The sequence below is a fragment of the Brevundimonas variabilis genome (assembly GCF_014199945.1).
Classification (GTDB): domain Bacteria; phylum Pseudomonadota; class Alphaproteobacteria; order Caulobacterales; family Caulobacteraceae; genus Brevundimonas; species Brevundimonas variabilis.
In genome coordinates, this window is record NZ_JACHOR010000002.1 from 248,949 (window position 1) to 265,624 (window position 16,676).

A 16,676-nucleotide genomic window follows, 5' to 3' on the forward strand; every position below is an offset into this window, starting at 1 on the left:
ACCGGGCAAGGATTCTTGTGGCCGACACAAACGCGCGTCCCGACGGGACTACGAACGAAAAACTGGGTCGGATCACCTTCCGCGCATGGCGTCGAGGGTTCCGCGAAGCCGACCTTGTCCTGGGGCCATTCATCGAACAGGTCGGGCCCGGCCTGACCGAGGCTGAACTCGACACGTTCGAGGCTCTTCTGAACGAGGACGACTACGACATCTACGCCTGGATCATCGGCGACAAGCCGGTACCGGAGGCGCATGCCGGGCCACTTATGGACAAGGTCCAGGCCTTCATGCGCGACCACGTCGCCATGGCTGTGCAGCAGGGTGCCGGCTAATGGATGGGGCTGTGCTCGATCGACGGACGGATGCGGACCTGGGGGGGGCACCCGAAGGGCTTGATGCCCTCACGATCGCCGACCGGCTGAGGGCGCGCGGCGGGATGGCCATGTTCGTGGCGCGTGACTATGCGCGTGCTGGTGAGTTTCTTCAGGCGTTTCGGTTTTTCGCTAAAGATATTGATATCATAGAATTCCCGGCGTGGGATTGCCTGCCTTATGACCGCCTTAGCCCGACATCGTCGGTTTCGGCGGAACGTATGGCTGCGCTGACGCAGCTGGCAAAACGAGACCCGTCGAATCGGACCCCGCTGTTGTTGATATCCACTGTGGCCGCCGCCATGCAGCGGACACCGCCCAGAGAAGTCACCACAGCTGCCGGGTTCGAGACTGTCGTCGGACGTGATCTCGATACGGCGGCGCTGGAGCGGTACTTCACGGTCAATGGCTATATGCGGGCGTCGACCGTGAACGAGCGCGGCGAGTATGCGGTTCGAGGCGGCGTCATCGATGTCTTCCCGCCCGGCTTCGACGAGCCCGTCCGGCTGGACATGTTCGGATCGGAACTGGAATCGATCCGGACCTTCGATCCTGAGACCCAGCGCTCGACGGGTCAGCGGACCCGGGTTTCGCTGTCTCCGGTGTCCGAGGCCCTGCTGGACGACGACACCATATCGCGATTCCGCACCGGGTATCTGGCGCGCTTCGGGGCCGGGGGGGAGGATCCCCTGTATGTCGCTGTCAGCGAGGGCGCGCGGCGGCAGGGCATGGAGCATTTCCTGCCGCTGCTATACCCACGGCTGGAGACGCTGTTCGACTATCTGCCAGACGATGCCGCCATCTTTCTTGACAACCAGGTCGAGGCGGCACGCGCGGAGCGCTGGACCCTGGCCGCGGACGCCTATGAGGCGAGGCACGAGGCTTCGCGAGCAAAAGGGGGAGCGTCGAACCGGGCCCTCCCGCCGACGATGCTGTACCTCCCGGATGCCGATTGGAACAGCGCCCTGGCCGGTCGGTCCGTGCGCAGGCTGTCTCCGTTTCACACGAGCGGAGAGGATGCAGGCGGGCGTCTGGGGCGTGGATTTGCGGCCGAGCGGGGCCAGGACAGCGTCAATCTGTTCGAGGCCGTCGCCAAACACGCCGAGGCTCTGAAGGCCTCCGGCAAACGCGTGCTGTTTGCCTCCTGGTCCGAAGGCTCGTCGGAGAGGCTCGCGGCCATGCTGTCGGACCACGGACTCGATCACGTGGTCGCCGTGCGTGACTGGGCCGATGTCCAGTCGGCACCACCGGGGCTGATGTTGCGCGGCATCCTGCCGGTCGAGCATGGTTTCGAGACCGGTGACCTGGCCGTCATTTCAGAGACCGACATGCTGGGCGACCGGCTGGCGCGTCCGCGTCGAAAGCGCCGGGCGTCGAACTTCCTTGCCGAGGCGTCAGCCCTGACGACGGGCGATCTGGTCGTCCACCTCGATCACGGCATCGGCCGCTATGAGGGGCTGAAGACGCTGGAGATCCAGGAGGCTCCGCACGACTGTCTTGAGCTTCTTTATGCCGGTGATAGCAAACTCTATTTGCCGGTTGAGAACATTGACCTTCTGACCCGTTACGGAACGGATGCCGACGGTGTCCAGCTGGACCGTCTTGGCGGGGCGGCCTGGCAGGGGCGCAAGGCCAAGGCCAAGATGCGGCTGCGCGAGATGGCCGAAGGTCTGATTGCGCTGGCGGCCAAGCGGGCCCTGCGGACGTCGGACGCGATCACCCCGCCACAAGGGCTGTTCGACGAGTTCTGCGCACGGTTCCCCTACGAGGAAACAGACGACCAGCTGAACGCCATTGGCGACGTCTTGGAGGACCTTGGCAAAGGCACGCCGATGGATCGCCTGATCTGCGGTGATGTCGGGTTTGGCAAGACCGAGGTCGCGCTGAGGGCCGCCTTCGTGGTCGCCATGACCGGGCAGCAGGTCGCGATCGTCTGTCCGACAACGCTCCTGGCGCGACAGCATTTCAAGACCTTCTCCGAGCGGTTTGCCGGCTGGCCGGTGAAAGTCCGGCACCTGTCGCGCATGGTGACGACAAAAGATGCCAACGAGACCCGGGCCGGGCTCAAGGATGGATCGTTCGAGATTGTGGTCGGCACCCATGCCGTCCTGTCAGATCAGGTTGGGTTCCGCGATCTGGGTCTTGTTATTGTTGATGAAGAGCAGCATTTCGGGGTCAAGCACAAGGAGAAGCTAAAGTCTCTCCGGGCGGATGTGCACCTGCTGACCATGACGGCAACGCCGATCCCGCGGACGCTTCAGATGGCGCTGTCGGGCATCCGTGAGATGTCCATTATCGCGACGCCGCCCGTGGATCGTCTCGCCGTACGCACCTATGTCACGCCCTGGGATCCGGTGCTGGTGCGCGAGGCCCTGCTGCGCGAGAAATATCGTGGCGGGCAGGCCTTCTATATCGCGCCGCGCCTGAACGAGCTTCCGGACATCGAGAAATTCCTGCGCGAACAGGTGCCCGAGATCAAGTTCGTCGTCGGCCACGGCCAGATGAGCCCGACCCAGCTGGAAGACGTGATGAGCGCCTTCTACGACGGGTCCTATGATGTGCTGGTGTCGACCACGATCGTTGAAAGCGGCATCGATATTCCGACCGCCAATACCTTGATCGTGCACAGGGCCGACATGTTCGGTCTGGCGCAACTGCACCAGATCCGGGGCCGGATTGGGCGGTCGAAGGCCAGAGCCTTTGCCTATCTGACGACCGATCCCAAGAAGCCTCTTTCCCTTTCGGCCGAGCGGCGATTGCAGGTCCTCCAGTCCCTGGACAACCTCGGTGCCGGCTTCCAGCTGGCCAGCCACGATCTGGATCAACGCGGTGGCGGCAACCTGCTGGGTGACGAGCAGTCTGGCCACATTCGGGAAGTCGGGGTCGAGCTGTATCAGCAGATGCTGGAAGACGCTGTCGCGAGCCTGAGGCAAGCCGGAGAGGGTGGGGCCGTCGTCGACCGTGGCTGGTCCCCGGCGATCAACGTCGGGGCCGCGGTCCTGATTCCCGAGGATTATGTCCCTGACCTCAATGTCAGGCTCAGTCTTTATCGCCGCCTGTCGGATGCAACCCGCACTGAAGAACGCGAAGCCCTGGCGGCCGAGTTGATCGACCGGTTTGGTCCGCTACCCGATGAAGCGAAACAGCTTCTGCGGATCGTGGGCATCAAGGCCAGCTGCAAGACAGCCTGTATCGAACGGATCGACATCGGGCCAAAGGGCTGCGTGCTGACCTTGCGGGACAACACCTTCCCCAATCCGATGGGACTGGTCGGGCTGATCCAGAAGAACCATGCCTCATGGAAAATCCGGCCGGATCAGAAGATCGTCGTCAAGGGTGACTGGCCGACACCGGAAGATCGCCTGAAGGTCGCAGAGCGAATCACGACCGATCTTGCCAGGGTAGCCGGGGCCTGATCCCGGCCTCCTCGATTTCGGCTTTGGCGGTTCGAAGCACGCGGGCTCCGGATTTCTAGCAACGCCGACAGCGCCAACTACACCAGACGGCGTTCAGGCGATGATCTTGCGGCGTTCTGCGAGGTTCTGGGACGCACGTTCCAGGACGGTGGCGACGCTTTCGCCCGGATTGACCTCGGCTGAACCGATATCGAATTCGACCACGAAGGGCGATCGGTCGGGGCCAGCGTCGAAGGCGGTACAGCCAATCACGGCGGCAATCCGCTCGGCCGCCAGCCTTGCGGCGGGCCCGGGCGTGGCCGGCAAGGCCAGGGCAAAGACCTCGGGGGCCAGACGGGCCGCCGTATCCTCGACCCGGACCAGTCGAGAGACCATGGCCCCGATCTGCGGCATCGCGCGATCGAGCCAACCCCCGACCCGCGCGTGAGCAAGGTTTTCGCTTTCGGAAACACGCAGCACGCAGACCGACAGCGGGCGGCGCCGGGCGCGCGCCGATTCGGCAACGCTGCGAAGATGTTCGGCGAAGAGGTCGCGCGTAAACAGACCGGTCGTCGGATCCATGAGCCCTGAGCCCCGAGCCGCCTCCAACGCCTTGCGGATCGACAGATGGCGTCGGTGCGTTGTCGCGAGGGCCAGAACGCGCTGCGCGGTCTCTGGCTCTGGCGTGTTCGAGGCCGCGACGTCAGCAAAACCCCGGGTATACAGTTCTGCCAGATCGATCTCGCCCGGTGTCCGTAGATAGAGAACGAGGGGAATGTGATAGAGGCGGGTATTCCGCTTCATTCCCGAGGCGATGGAAAGCGCTGGGGCATGGTCCGGTGCGCCCCACAGAACGGCGGCGTCGAAAGCGCTTTCGTGCAGGTAGTCGAACGCCGTGTAGGGAGTCGGCGCCGCCACGACCTCGGCCCCGACCTCGGTCAGGGCGTTGGACAGGGCGATGAACCGATGATCGGCCGCCCCGGCGACGAGCACGCGCATAGGTCCCGACGCTGCCACATCGGCGACCAGTTGGGTGCCATGTTGTGCGAAGGTCCGCTGGCGCAGTCCGAATTCTTCCTCGGTGATCGCGGCACGGACCAGTTGCTCGATCCGGAGCGCCGCCTGGGCGGGATGGGGCGGCTCGCCAAGGGCCATGTCGACACCTGGAATATCGGGTCGCGCAGGTCGGCCAACCGCGATGATCGGCAGACGCCGGGGTCTGGCCGCCTCGCTGAGGTATTGGGCCATCTGGGCGTGGTCCGGGTGGCTTGCGTCGATGATTGCCGCTTCCAGCACGAAGTCATCCAGAGCGGCGACGGCAGCGTCGAGCGTCCTTGCCGTTACCGTCGGCCATCCAAAGCCATCCAGCCCCTGTGACAGTGGGCCGACCCAGTCGTCCGTCTGGGCGACGATCAAAATGCGTGGCTCGAAACTCAAGGCCGGTGTCCCCATCCGTGCGGTGCGCCGGCTCCGCGGGTCCAAACAGGACGTAGCGTGACCATAGCGACCCGGTGGGGAGGGGCGCAACGGTATGACGTGATGCACGGCCAGAAATGTCCGGACCCAGGAAGAGACCGCGCCGCGCAGCTCCCTTCCACGGCGTCGTAAATTCGTTAGAGTAGTGGTTTGGGCTGCCGCGGGTATTGGGTTGCGAGAACCAACAAAAGCTTCGACGCGAGGGCTCCTGGCTCGCCTCTCACCGATGGTCGGCACGCCTGCCGTTTTTGGTCGACTGGCGGTGAAGGCATTCTCACGCAGCTGGGGCCGCGATGTGATGCTCTATACGGGCGGGGTATCGTTTTTTGCCCTGCTTGCCGTGTTTCCGGCGATCGCCATCCTGATCGGCTTCTACAAGGCGGTGCTCAGCATCGGGCAGGTCAGCGAACAGGCCGCGGCCCTGGCCGACGCCATGCCGCAGGCCGCGCGAGCCATCTTCACCGGGGAAATCGAACGCCTGGCCGGCGCTTCCGTCAAGACCGTGTCCGCCCAGAGCGCCTTCGCACTGGTGGTCGGTGCCTATGCGGCGCACCGGGGGTTCAAGGCCCTCCTGGCCGGGCTGAACTTGATTCATGACGAGACCGAGCCGCACGGCTTTGTAAAGTTCAACCTGCTGGCCGTGTTTGTGGCCCTGTTCGCCTTTGGCCTGTTCACGCTCGTGTCCGGAGCCGTGGTGACAGGACGCCTGATGGCGCATGCGGACGGCACGGGACTGGGCATCTCGATTGGCTATCTGGACGGGCTCTTGCCACCGCTTGGGCTGGGGCTCGGGCTGACGCTGCTTTATCGTTATGCGATGTCCCATCGTGATCGCGTTGCCTGGGGACCGTCCCTGGCCGGGGGTGTTGTCGCAACCGTGATGTCGCTGGTATCGTCATGGCTTTGCGCCATCTATGTCGAGCAGATCGCCCAGGTTGGCGCGACGTACGGCTCTGTCGGGGCCGTCGTGATCCTGCTGATCTGGTTGTCCTGGAACGTGAATGCCGTCTTCTACGGAGGCGCATTCGCGACCGAGATGGAAATCCTGGCCCGGTCGCGGGGAGCACCGACACTGGACAACGATACACCGGCTGCCACAACAACGGCCTCGGTCGTCAGTCTCGCTGAACGACGGGCGTCGCGACGGTAATGTGAAGGATGCCTTCGATCTCTTCGATGGCCAGCACCGTGCCACCCTGTTGGTTCATCAGATAGGGGACATCGATGCGCGCCATCGGATCGGTGGCCATCAGAGTCAGGATCGTACCCGGTGGCTGTCCTTGCATCGCCTTCTGGAGCTTGAGGCTTGGCACGGGGCACCGGTGACCGCGCGCATCGACGATGACGGTCATGGCTGCGCCAGTTGATCGCCGAGCAAGTTCAGCGCCGTCCGGACAGAGGCCAGTCGGATTTCCTCGCGGCCGATGTCGCCGAACCTTTGCTCGACGTGGATCGTACCCGCAGGCCCCACTGCTGCGAAGTGGACAAGGCCTACCGGCTTGTCCGGCGTACCTCCGCCAGGGCCGGCGATGCCCGTGATGGAGACCGAGACGCTGGCGGCGGATCGCGCGACAGCACCCAGCGCCATGGCGCGGGCGACCGGTTCGGACACGGCTCCATGCTCAGCAATGAGGTGGGCGGGAACGTCAATCATGCCCGACTTGGCGTCGTTGCTATAGGTCACAAAGCCCCGGTCCAGCACGGCGGATGATCCCGGAATATCCGTCAGGGCCGCAGCGACGAGACCACCGGTACAGCTTTCAGCCGTTGCCAGCATGACCCCGCGCGCCGTCGCCAGAGCGACAACAATTTCGGCCTGATTGTGGATGTCTTCGGGAAACAGCGACACTGTAAGGGCTTTCCGGGGCAGACAAGACTCAGGCTAGGGTGACCGGTCAACGCCGGTCTGTCGACCGGCCAGCCACTGTCACAGGACATCCATGACCGAAACCGCTTTCGATACGGGTGCGCAAACGCGGCCGGCGCCGGATGCCGTCACCCCGGTCCTGTTTGCCCTGGCCATCTTCACCTCGGCAGCGCTGGTTTTCGTCGTTCAGCCGATGGTCACGAAGCTGGTCCTGCCGATGCTGGGCGGAAGTCCTTCGGTCTGGAACACTGCGATGGTCTTTTTCCAGACCGCTCTGCTGGCCGGCTATGCCTATGCCCACGGTCTGCAGCGGATCGGATCGATCCGTATCCAGGTCGCCGTCCATCTGGGGCTCTTGCTGGCAGCAGCGTTCTTCCTGCCGTTGACGATCAGCGGGCTGTTCGGCGATCCCGATCCCAACGCCCCGATCGGATGGCTCCTCGCGACCCTTGCCCTGTCGGTCGGAGCACCGTTCGCCGTGCTGTCTGCGACCGCCCCGCTGCTTCAGGCCTGGTACGCGCGCGTTCGGGCCGGTCACGCGGACGGCGAGAATCCCTACGTGCTCTATGCGGCATCGAATCTGGGCAGTTTCCTTGCCCTCCTGGCGTACCCGCTCCTCATCGAACCCCTGATGTCGCTTTCTGGCCAGAGGGTGGGCTGGAGCGCCGGCTACGGGGTATTCGTGGCGCTGGTCATCCTTCTGGCCGCCCTGGTCTGGCGACGTCGCGTCGAGACGACGTCGGAGCCTGCAGCCCTGGCCCGAAGCGAGCCCATTCCCTGGATCCGCAAGGGGCTGCTGGTTCTGCTCGCCGCTGCTCCGTCCAGTCTGATGCTGGGCGTGACTTCGCATCTGTCGACCGACGTCGCCTCGGCTCCATTTCTCTGGGTGATGCCGCTTGCGCTCTATCTGCTGACCTTCGTCATAGCTTTCCAGACGCGGCCGGCCATCCCCCTCGCGGTCACCCTGCCGATCCAGGCGGCTTTGATCGCGGCGACCATCACCATGGTGGCGTTCCGGACCGGCGACTGGACCCTGCTGTTCTTCCTGAACCTGGCGGGCTTCTTCTTCTCGGCCCTGATGTGCCATCAGCTTCTGGCCCGGTTGCGTCCGGCACCTGATCGACTGACAGAATTCTATCTGCTGATGTCGCTCGGCGGCGTCGTCGGTGGCGCGTTCACCGCCTTGCTCGCACCGGTGATCTTTGATGCCGTCTGGGAATACCCCCTCGTGCTCGTGCTCGTCTGTCTGCTGCGTTTGCGTTCAGACAGAGACATCCAGGTCTGGGAAGTTCTGACCTTTGTCGGAGCGCTGATCCTGTGTGCCACCCCGCCGCTGATGTCCGCCGTCTTCAAGGCCGACTGGGACCTGGCATGGAAGTTCAACCGGCTGTTCCCGCTGCGTATGGAGCAGGTGGCGATGCTCATTCTCGGGGGCGCATCCATCCTGGGTTATCTCGTGCGGGATCGGCGCTGGATGTTCGCTGGCGTCGTCGGTGCCGTAATCCTCTCCGGCCACTATATCGCCAAAGGATACGATGCCGCCTGGTCTGATCGCAGCTTCTTTGGTGTGTTGCGCGTCGGTGTGACCAGCGATCCATTGCTGGGCGGGCCCGTCCATGTGCTGATGCACGGCACAACCCTGCACGGGTCGCAGCCGACCAACCCCGTCTATGCCTGTACCCCGACCCTCTACTATGCCCCCGCGACACCGATCGGTCAGGCAGCCGAGACTGTGCGCTCGCAGTTGCCGGGTGGGGCCAATATCGGCGTGGTCGGTCTCGGATCCGGCGCCATGGCGGCTTACAAGCGCCAGCAGGACACCATGACCTTTTTCGAGATCGACCCGCTGGTCGACCGCGTGGCGCGTGACCCGTCGCTCTTCACCTTCATCAATGGATGTGCCGACGGCCCGGTCCGGACCGTGCTGGGCGATGCGCGGTTGACGATGGCAGCCGAGCAACCCGGCTCCTATGACCTGCTGCTGATCGATGCCTTCTCGTCCGATGCGGTGCCGACGCACCTGCTGACCGTCGAGGCCATCGAGGGATATCTGAATCTGCTCAAGCCGGACGGTGTCGTGGTCCTGCATCTGTCCAATCGCAATCTGGACATCACTCGACCCGCCGTGGCGGCAGCGCGGGCTCTCGGGAAACCGGACCTGCACCAGATCTATCAGGAGAACGACCAACTGGCGGACATGGCCGAAGCCTCCACTGAAGCGCTTGTCATTGCCAACAGCGAGGCGGGCCTGGCGGCGTTCCAGGCTGATCCCCGCTGGCGCAAGGTCGATCCTGAAAGTGTGCGGCCCTGGACTGATGACTATGTGAACCTGTTCGGATCGCTCTGGCGGCAAGTCACCCGCTAGACCCTTGGTTCAGGCAGGCAGATCGATCGTGGCGATGGCCTGGGCCGCCAGCCCCTCTCCGCGACCGGTGAAGCCCATGGCCTCGGTCGTGGTGGCCTTGACGCTGACGGCATCGAGCGGAAGGGCCAGGATGGCCGCAAGCCGTTCCCGCATGGCCTGGCGATGCGGCTTCACGCGCGGGCGTTCGCAGATCAGAGTCACGTCAACATTGACGATCCGACCTCCACGCGCTGCCACCCGCTCCACGGCATGGATCAGGAACAGATCCGACGCCGCCCCTTTCCATTTTGGGTCGGTCGGCGGGAAATGGTCGCCGATGTCACCGTCGCCGAGCGCTCCGAGGATGGCGTCCGTCAGAGCATGGAGGCCGGCATCGGCATCGGAGTGGCCGATCAGGGTCTGATCATGCGGGATTTCGACGCCACACAGCCAGACGGCACCCCCGGGGCCCCAGCGGTGGGCGTCGAAGCCGGAGCCGACGCGGGTCTGGCGCGGGAGACTGGCCTCGGCCATGGCAAAATCCTCTGGAAAGGTCAGCTTCATGAGACGGGCGTCGCCTTCAACGATGACGACGGTTCCCCCGTCCGCCTCGACCACGGCGGCGTCGTCGGTCGGGGCCTGGCCCGTTGGCCACGCAGCGTAAGCCGCGAGCAATCGGTCCGCACGGAAGGCCTGGGGGGTCTGGGCCCGGAACAGGTCGCCCCGGTCAACGGTGCCCCTTATCGTGCCATGGGTCGCGCGCTTCAATGTGTCCGCGACCGGCAAGGCGGGGATGGCACCGTCAGCCGTTGCGAGTGCCGCCAGAAGACGCTCGATCACCGGGCGCGTGAGAAAGGGGCGAGCCGCATCATGGATCAGGACCGGCCGGTTCAGCCCCCCCGTCAACGCCGATAGGCCGGCACGAACCGAATCGGCCCGTTCGGCACCGCCGGGAACAGCGCGCCAGCCGGAGAGGCCGGACAAGGCCTCTGCCGCTTCCTGGTCCGTTCCAGCGGGGATCACGACAATGATTTCCTGTGAGCCCGCAAGTGCCAGTGCCTCCACTGACCATCGCAGGACGGGCTTGCCGCCCAGGGTGCGCCACTGTTTGCCACCACCGGCACGGGAGCCGGTTCCGGCGGCAACGACGATGCTTGCGAAATCCATGCTGCCTTCTAAGCGCCCTGTTCTGGCTTGACGAGAGGGCATGGACGACGGCGGTAGAGCCCGATGATGCATGGTGCCCCGAAAACCGGTCTTCAGATCGGCGATGTCTGGATTGCCGGACGCGTGCTGATGGCCCCCATGACGGGGATTACCGACCTGCCATTCCGGCAGGTCGCCTCACGCCTCGGTGCAACCTATGTGGCCACAGAGATGGTCGCGGCGGCGGAGCTTGCCCGCGCCCGACCGGATGTCGTGCGACGCGCAGCGGTGGGCGCGGGCCTGCCGCTGACGGTGATCCAGCTCGTCGGGCGCGACCCGGCAGCTATGGCGCTGGGCGCGAAGATGGCCGAGGCGGCGGGCGCAGACATTGTGGACCTCAATTTCGGCTGCCCTGCCAAGGAAGTGACTGGGTCGGCCGCGGGATCGGCCCTGATGCGAACACCCGATTTGGCCTGCCGGCTCATGGCCGCGGCGGTGGCAGCAACGTCGCGGCCGGTGACGGTCAAGATGCGGCTTGGCTGGGACGACAACAGCCGCAATGCCGCTGCTTTGGCGAAACAGGCTGAGGCGCTGGGGATCAAGGCCGTGACCGTCCATGGCCGGACGCGGCAACAGTTCTACACCGGGGTCGCTGACTGGCGTGCGGTGGGCGAGGTCAAGGACGCCGTCGGCATTCCGGTTGTGGTCAACGGAGACATCCTGACGGTCGAGGACGCGCAGACGGCGCTGGCACAGTCGGGGGCGGATGGCCTGATGCTGGGACGCGGGGTCTATGGTCGGCCATGGCTTGCAGCTCATCTGGAACAGGCGCTGCGGGACGGCACGACCCTAGCAGAGCCCGGACCGGTCGAGCGGCTGGGGATCGTGATCGACCATATGCGGGCGTCGGTGGCCTTTTACGGCATGCCGGTGGGACTGAAGATGTTCCGCAAACATCTAGGCTGGTACGTCGAGCAGGCTCCCTGGCCGGCCGATCCGGACCAACGGCGAATAGACAAAGCTCGCCTGTGCCGGGTCGACGATCCGGACGCCGTCGAGCAAGCCCTGACCGAACTGTGGCTGGGCCAGGTGGCGCATCCAGGTGACTCCGGTGTTGAAATCGGGTCACAGTTGGCCGAGACTGCTGCGACATGACGGACACAGTCGGCCCACGATCGCAAGGGACGGCGCCAGCGACGGCTCTTGCGGGTCAGCCGGCGAGCGGACGAATGCGTGCCCTGTTTGGCGCGGCCTATGTGCTGGCAATCCTCATCACGGCAGCAGCGATCTGGCTCGTGGCCGTGGCCCCAGGGGCTGGCAGCAATGGATCGGCACGAGCGGTTGCGGGGCAGGCCGTGCTCTATGTGCTGGTCGCCAATCTGGCGCTGATCGCGGGACTGGCTGCGGTCGTCGGGCTGCGTGTCATGCGGCTGGCCCGGGATCGTCGGGAGGATGCCGGGGCTAGGCTTCACCTCCGGTTCGTGACGCTATTCTCGGCCGTGGCCGTCGTGCCAGCCATCCTCATCGCGCTGGTCTTTGGCGTTCTGGTCAACCGGGGTGTGGACCAGTGGTTCAGCCAGAATGTTCAGGAGGCCGTCGAGAATGGTGCCGACATCGGGCGGGCCTATGTCGCTGACGTCGGCGGCTCGATGCAGGGCGACATGGAGACGATTGTCGTCGAACTCGGCGGGATCCGCGGTCTGTTCGATAACCGCATTCAGTTCGCGAGCGCGCTCGAGCAGATTGCCGGCTTCTTTGGCTATCCGGCGATCTACATCCTGAACGCGGAGGGTCAGGTCCTGGCGCAAGGCGAGACCGCCGACGCACCGCCCTATCTGAGTCCGCCGCGCGCTGCGCTTGAGGAAGCGGCCGAGGGGAGCAAGGTCCCGGCCGAAGTCACCGAAAACCCGGACATGCTGAGGGTTATCTTCCCCCTGCCGGAATATGGCGATGCCTATCTCTACGTGGTCCGCCCCCTGGCCGAGGGGCTGGTCGCACAAATGCGCGCCAGCGACGAATCCATCCAGGCCTATCGAGAGGCCGAGGAGAGCCGGACCCGGATCCAGACGGCCTTTGCGCTGAGCTATCTTGAGACGGCGCTGCTGGTCCTGGTCGGTGCCGTCTGGCTGGGCATGTCGGCGGCGAGTGCAATCTCGGGCCCGATCGGCCGACTGGTCAAGGCGGCGGATCAGGTCGCCTCGGGCGATCTGACAGCACGTGTCGATGCCAACCGGGACCCGGGCGAGATCGCCGTCCTGTCCAACGCCTTCAACCGGATGACCGGGGATCTGCAGGCCCAGCAGGCGGCTCTGAAGACCGCCAGTGACGAAGCGCAGGCCCGCAGCCGCTTCATCGAAACCGTCCTGTCGGGCGTGAGCGCCGGCGTGATAGGCCTCGACCGACGCGGGCGCATATCGGCCATCAATGACAGCGCCCTGCAATTGCTGTCGATCGCAGAGGCGGACGTGCTGGGGCGAGGTCTGGCCGAGGTCGCACCCGAACTGAGCGAACTGGTCGGCCGGCTGGAGGCCCATATCGAGGAAGATATCGACGTCAGCCGAGAGGGCGAGACGCGTCGGCTCCGCGTCCGGATCGAGGGCGGGCAGGGCGGCGAAATGGTCCTGACCTTCGACGACATCACCCGGCTGGTGACGGCACAGCGCAATGCAGCGTGGCGCGACGTGGCGCGGCGGATCGCGCACGAGATCAAGAATCCGCTGACGCCGATCCAGCTGTCGGCAGAACGGCTGAAGCGGAAGTACCGGGCCCGCATCGGTGAGGACGTCGAGGTCTTCGATCGCTGCACTGACACCATCATTCGTCAGGTTGGCGACATTGGCCGGATGGTGGATGAGTTCTCGTCCTTTGCCCGAATGCCCGCCCCGCGATTTGCGGCAGAGGACCCGGCGGAACTGCTGCGCGAGGCCGTTTTCGCTCAACGGGTGGCCATGCCGGAGCTGCTTGTCGATCTGATCGAGCCACTGCCTGCGGCGACGATGAAATGCGACGGACGCATGGTGGGTCAGGCCCTGGCCAACATCCTGAAGAATGCCGGCGAGGCCGTGGCCGCCCGGCGTCTGGGCACACCTGCCGAGCCCGAGGACGTCGCGATCATCGCGAGGCTGGAAATCGAGAATGCCGTCGCGACCTTTGTGATCGATGACGACGGCAAAGGGCTGCCGACGCGGGATCGCGACCGGCTGACCGAGCCCTATGTCACGACACGGGAAAAGGGCACGGGCCTCGGTCTGGCGATCGTCAAACGCATCTGCGAGGACCACGCGGGTGAACTCAAACTGGCTGACTCCGGCACGCTGAATGGCGCGCGCGTCTGCCTGATCTTCCCTCTCAACCCTGTTGCCAGGACCATCACGGACGTTCGCGCGCCCGGCGTGGTCCCGGCGGAATAGCGAGGCTTCATGCGTTCGACCGGTGCCGATATCCTGATCGTCGACGACGAGGCTGACATCCGCGAGCTGGTGTCAGGCTTGCTGGAGGACGAGGGCCATGGCGTTCGGGTCGCCGCCAATGCCGAGGAAGCCCTGGCGGCCATCCGGGCACGCAAGCCGACCCTGCTGGTGCTGGACATCTGGATGCAGGGCGGCGGTATGGACGGGCTGGAACTGCTCGACATCGTCAAGGCGCTGGATGCCGATCTGCCGGTCGTCATGATCTCAGGTCACGGCAATATCGAGACGGCCGTCAGCGCATTGAAACGCGGGGCGTATGACTTCATCGAGAAGCCCTTCAAGTCGGACCGGCTGGTAGTCGTCATCGAGCGAGCGCTGGAAGCGGCCTCTCTCAGGCGGGAGAACCGCCGTTTGCGGACCCAGGCCTCTGTCCCGACCGGATTGATCGGGCGATCTGCGGCCGCAACGGCGCTGCGCTCAACTATTGCAAAGGTCGCTCCGGCCAACAGCCGTGTCCTGATTTCCGGGCCGTCCGGTTCAGGCAAGGAACTGGTGGCGCGCCAGATCCACGAGGCCAGTCCGCGGGGGCGCGGGGAGTTCGTAGCCATTTCAGCAGCGGGCATGACGCCGGAGCGCCTGGATGTCGAACTGTTCGGGGAAGAGGGGGCAGACGGACGTCCGCGCAAGATCGGCGTGTTCGAGCGGGCACACAACGGTACCCTGTTCCTGGACGATGTTGGCGACATGCCGCGCGAGAGCCAGAGCCGGATCCTGAGAGTCCTGGTCGAGCAGCGGTTCCGTCGGGTTGGAGGCGAGCAGGACGTGCAGGTCGATGTTCGGGTCGTCACGTCCACGTCGCGGGACCTGAAGACCGAGATCACCGAGGGTCGGTTCCGCGAGGACCTGTTCCACCGCCTGAATGTCGTTCCAATCCGCGTGCCACCTCTGTCGGAGCGGCGCGAGGATATCGCCGAACTGGTTGACTATTTCATCGATACCCTCAGCACGTCGCAGGGGCTGCCCCGGCGTCGGCTGGGCGACGATGCGATCGCGGTTCTTCAGGTCCATCCCTGGCCAGGTAACGTCCGGCAATTGCGCAACAATGTGGAGCGGTTGCTGATCCTTGCGACCGGTGACCTCAATGACCCCATCAGTGCCGAAATGCTGCCTCAGGAAGTCGCGGCAACCGGCAATGGCGGCGGCATGGGGTCCGAGCGGACCATCGCCCTGCCGCTTCGCGAAGCGCGAGAGGTGTTCGAGCGGGAGTATCTGGCAGCGCAGATCATGCGCTTCGGCGGCAATATATCGCGTACCGCCGCCTTCATCGGTATGGAACGCTCTGCCCTGCACCGGAAGCTGAAGTCGCTGGGTGTGTCGCCGTCACGGGGCGGGGACGACGAAGAAGGAAGTCTGGACTGATGTCGCGCGTCGCCTATGTCAACGGGACCTACCAGCCGCACGGCGAAGCCTCGATCCACGTCGAGGATCGCGGGTTCCAGTTCGCGGACGGAGTTTATGAGGTCTGGTCCGTCTTTAACGGGCGGATGGCCGACTTCGACGGTCATATGACCCGGCTGCACCGCAGCCTGAACGAGTTGCGCATCGACATCCCCATGAGTGTCGAGTCCCTGACGCGGGTGCTCAAGGAAACCATCCGCCGGAACCGGGTGAAGAACGGCATCGTCTATCTGCAGGTCACGCGAGGCACGGCACGGCGGGATCACCCGTTCCCGTCACCGGACACCCCGCCCAGTGTCATCGTGACCTCCCGTTCGGTGAGCACGACGCGGTCCGAGGCCCAGGCGGCCAAGGGCGTCGCCGTGGTCACCCAGCCGGACATCCGCTGGGGGCGTTGCGACATCAAGACCGTCGGTTTGTTGGCGAATGTGCTGGCCAAACAGGCGGCTCGCGAACGCGGTGCCTATGAGGCATGGATGGTCGACGAAATGGGCCTGGTGACCGAAGGATCGTCGACCAATGCCTGGATCGTCGACAAGCACGGGCGGCTGCGCACCCGTGACACCCAGGCCAACATCCTGAAGGGGATCACGCGGACGGCCATCATGGACCTGATCGCGTCGGAAAACATCGAACTCGACGAGCGTCCCTTCAGCGTCGACGACGCCAAGGAGGCACGCGAGGCCTTCTTTACCGCAGCGGGAGCCTTCGTCATGCCGACGATTTCGATCGACGGTGTGAAGATCGGCGACGGCAAACCGGGGCCCATTACGACGAAACTTCGGACCTTGTATCTTGACCGCGCCAAGCGAGACGCGGTTTAGGGCATCTGATGGTTGCCGCAGTGCGAAAGCGGTGGCTATGGTGATGTGCCGGGCGTTCGATCCGGACCCGCGCTCTCCCCGACGCGGCGCAACAAGCAAGAACAGGACAAACCTGCCATGTCGCAAGACAAGCGTCAGAACCTTCAGGACACCTTCCTCAACTCCGTCCGCAAGACCAAGACCCCGCTGACCATATTCCTGGTCAACGGCGTGAAATTGCAGGGCATCGTGACCTGGTTCGATAATTTCTGCGTGCTGCTGCGCCGGGATGGCCAGTCGCAGCTCGTCTACAAGCATGCGATCTCGACAATCATGCCGTCCGCGCCGGTCCAGCTGTACGAGCCCGAGGCCGACGAGGACTGAAGCCGGGGACTATCCGGAGCAG

At 64.8% G+C, this 16,676-nt stretch carries 13 protein-coding genes; 9 read left to right on the forward strand and 4 right to left on the reverse strand.

The window, feature by feature from the left end:
- The first annotated feature begins 17 nt into the window (after positions 1 to 17).
- The gene (locus tag GGR13_RS05905) at positions 18 to 332 is read left to right on the forward strand and encodes a succinate dehydrogenase assembly factor 2 (protein ID WP_183212579.1); all 315 of its coding nucleotides are present in this window, start codon (positions 18 to 20) and stop codon (positions 330 to 332) included.
- Positions 332 to 3,787, forward strand: a complete 3,456-nt coding sequence (gene mfd, locus GGR13_RS05910) for a transcription-repair coupling factor (RefSeq protein ID WP_183212580.1) — start codon at positions 332 to 334, stop codon at positions 3,785 to 3,787. Before GGR13_RS05905 ends, mfd begins: the two co-directional genes overlap by 1 nt.
- A gap of 93 nt (positions 3,788 to 3,880) precedes the next feature.
- Here the strand turns inward: mfd and GGR13_RS05915 are convergent, their stop codons facing one another.
- Positions 3,881 to 5,203: a diguanylate cyclase domain-containing protein gene (locus GGR13_RS05915; protein WP_183212581.1), complete on the reverse strand. Its 1,323-nt coding sequence runs from the start codon at positions 5,201 to 5,203 to the stop codon at positions 3,881 to 3,883.
- Positions 5,204 to 5,504: 301 nt separating this feature from the next.
- Between GGR13_RS05915 and GGR13_RS05920 the strand changes: the two genes are divergently transcribed.
- On the forward strand, positions 5,505 to 6,392 hold the full coding sequence (locus GGR13_RS05920; protein ID WP_343060302.1) for a YihY/virulence factor BrkB family protein: 888 nt from the start codon (positions 5,505 to 5,507) through the stop codon (positions 6,390 to 6,392).
- Here the strand turns inward: GGR13_RS05920 and GGR13_RS05925 are convergent.
- Both GGR13_RS05925 and GGR13_RS05930 read right to left on the reverse strand, forming a co-directional pair.
- Positions 6,358 to 6,594: a sulfurtransferase TusA family protein gene (locus GGR13_RS05925; protein ID WP_183212582.1), complete on the reverse strand. Its 237-nt coding sequence runs from the start codon at positions 6,592 to 6,594 to the stop codon at positions 6,358 to 6,360. The genes GGR13_RS05920 and GGR13_RS05925 overlap by 35 nt on opposite strands.
- Positions 6,591 to 7,085 carry a CinA family protein gene (locus GGR13_RS05930; protein ID WP_183213103.1) on the reverse strand — a complete coding sequence of 165 codons (495 nt, stop codon included), beginning with the start codon at positions 7,083 to 7,085 and terminating at the stop codon, positions 6,591 to 6,593. Before GGR13_RS05930 ends, GGR13_RS05925 begins: the two co-directional genes overlap by 4 nt.
- Positions 7,086 to 7,182: 97 nt before the next feature.
- On the opposite strand from GGR13_RS05930, the gene GGR13_RS05935 reads away from it, so the two are divergent.
- A complete protein-coding gene (locus tag GGR13_RS05935; protein WP_183212583.1) occupies positions 7,183 to 9,474 on the forward strand; it encodes a fused MFS/spermidine synthase in 2,292 nt (763 codons plus the stop codon).
- Positions 9,475 to 9,483: 9 nt separating this feature from the next.
- Here the strand turns inward: GGR13_RS05935 and GGR13_RS05940 are convergent, their stop codons facing one another.
- The gene (locus GGR13_RS05940) at positions 9,484 to 10,620 is read right to left on the reverse strand and encodes a bifunctional 2-C-methyl-D-erythritol 4-phosphate cytidylyltransferase/2-C-methyl-D-erythritol 2,4-cyclodiphosphate synthase (protein ID WP_183212584.1); all 1,137 of its coding nucleotides are present in this window, start codon (positions 10,618 to 10,620) and stop codon (positions 9,484 to 9,486) included.
- Between the two features lie 63 nt (positions 10,621 to 10,683).
- Between GGR13_RS05940 and dusB the strand changes: the two genes are divergently transcribed.
- The 5 genes from dusB (at position 10,684) to hfq (ending at position 16,654) form a co-directional block, all read left to right on the forward strand.
- Positions 10,684 to 11,754: a tRNA dihydrouridine synthase DusB gene (gene dusB / locus GGR13_RS05945; protein WP_246347714.1), complete on the forward strand. Its 1,071-nt coding sequence runs from the start codon at positions 10,684 to 10,686 to the stop codon at positions 11,752 to 11,754.
- Positions 11,755 to 11,828: 74 nt separating this feature from the next.
- On the forward strand, positions 11,829 to 14,009 hold the full coding sequence (locus tag GGR13_RS05950; RefSeq protein ID WP_246347715.1) for a sensor histidine kinase NtrY-like: 2,181 nt from the start codon (positions 11,829 to 11,831) through the stop codon (positions 14,007 to 14,009).
- A 9-nt stretch (positions 14,010 to 14,018) separates the two neighbouring features.
- Entirely contained in the window at positions 14,019 to 15,428 is a 1,410-nt protein-coding gene (gene ntrX / locus GGR13_RS05955) for a nitrogen assimilation response regulator NtrX (protein ID WP_183212586.1), read from the forward strand.
- Positions 15,428 to 16,291, forward strand: coding sequence for a D-amino-acid transaminase (locus tag GGR13_RS05960; protein WP_183212587.1), 864 nt, complete (start codon positions 15,428 to 15,430; stop codon positions 16,289 to 16,291). The genes ntrX and GGR13_RS05960 overlap by 1 nt, the downstream gene beginning before the upstream one ends.
- 117 nt (positions 16,292 to 16,408) lie before the next feature.
- On the forward strand, positions 16,409 to 16,654 hold the full coding sequence (hfq, locus tag GGR13_RS05965) for an RNA chaperone Hfq (RefSeq protein WP_013269198.1): 246 nt from the start codon (positions 16,409 to 16,411) through the stop codon (positions 16,652 to 16,654).
- The last annotated feature ends 22 nt before the right edge of the window (positions 16,655 to 16,676 follow it).

Coding starts and splice junctions, on each gene's coding strand:
- GGR13_RS05960 (WP_183212587.1), top strand. CDS start 15,428: ATGTCGCGCGTCGCCTATGTCAACGGGACCTACCAGCCGCACGGCGAA.
- GGR13_RS05925 (WP_183212582.1), bottom strand. CDS start 6,594: ATGACCGTCATCGTCGATGCGCGCGGTCACCGGTGCCCCGTGCCAAGC.
- ntrX (WP_183212586.1), top strand. CDS start 14,019: ATGCGTTCGACCGGTGCCGATATCCTGATCGTCGACGACGAGGCTGAC.
- GGR13_RS05950 (WP_246347715.1), top strand. CDS start 11,829: ATGCGTGCCCTGTTTGGCGCGGCCTATGTGCTGGCAATCCTCATCACG.
- GGR13_RS05940 (WP_183212584.1), bottom strand. CDS start 10,620: ATGGATTTCGCAAGCATCGTCGTTGCCGCCGGAACCGGCTCCCGTGCC.
- hfq (WP_013269198.1), top strand. CDS start 16,409: ATGTCGCAAGACAAGCGTCAGAACCTTCAGGACACCTTCCTCAACTCC.
- GGR13_RS05935 (WP_183212583.1), top strand. CDS start 7,183: ATGACCGAAACCGCTTTCGATACGGGTGCGCAAACGCGGCCGGCGCCG.
- mfd (WP_183212580.1), top strand. CDS start 332: ATGGATGGGGCTGTGCTCGATCGACGGACGGATGCGGACCTGGGGGGG.
- dusB (WP_246347714.1), top strand. CDS start 10,684: ATGATGCATGGTGCCCCGAAAACCGGTCTTCAGATCGGCGATGTCTGG.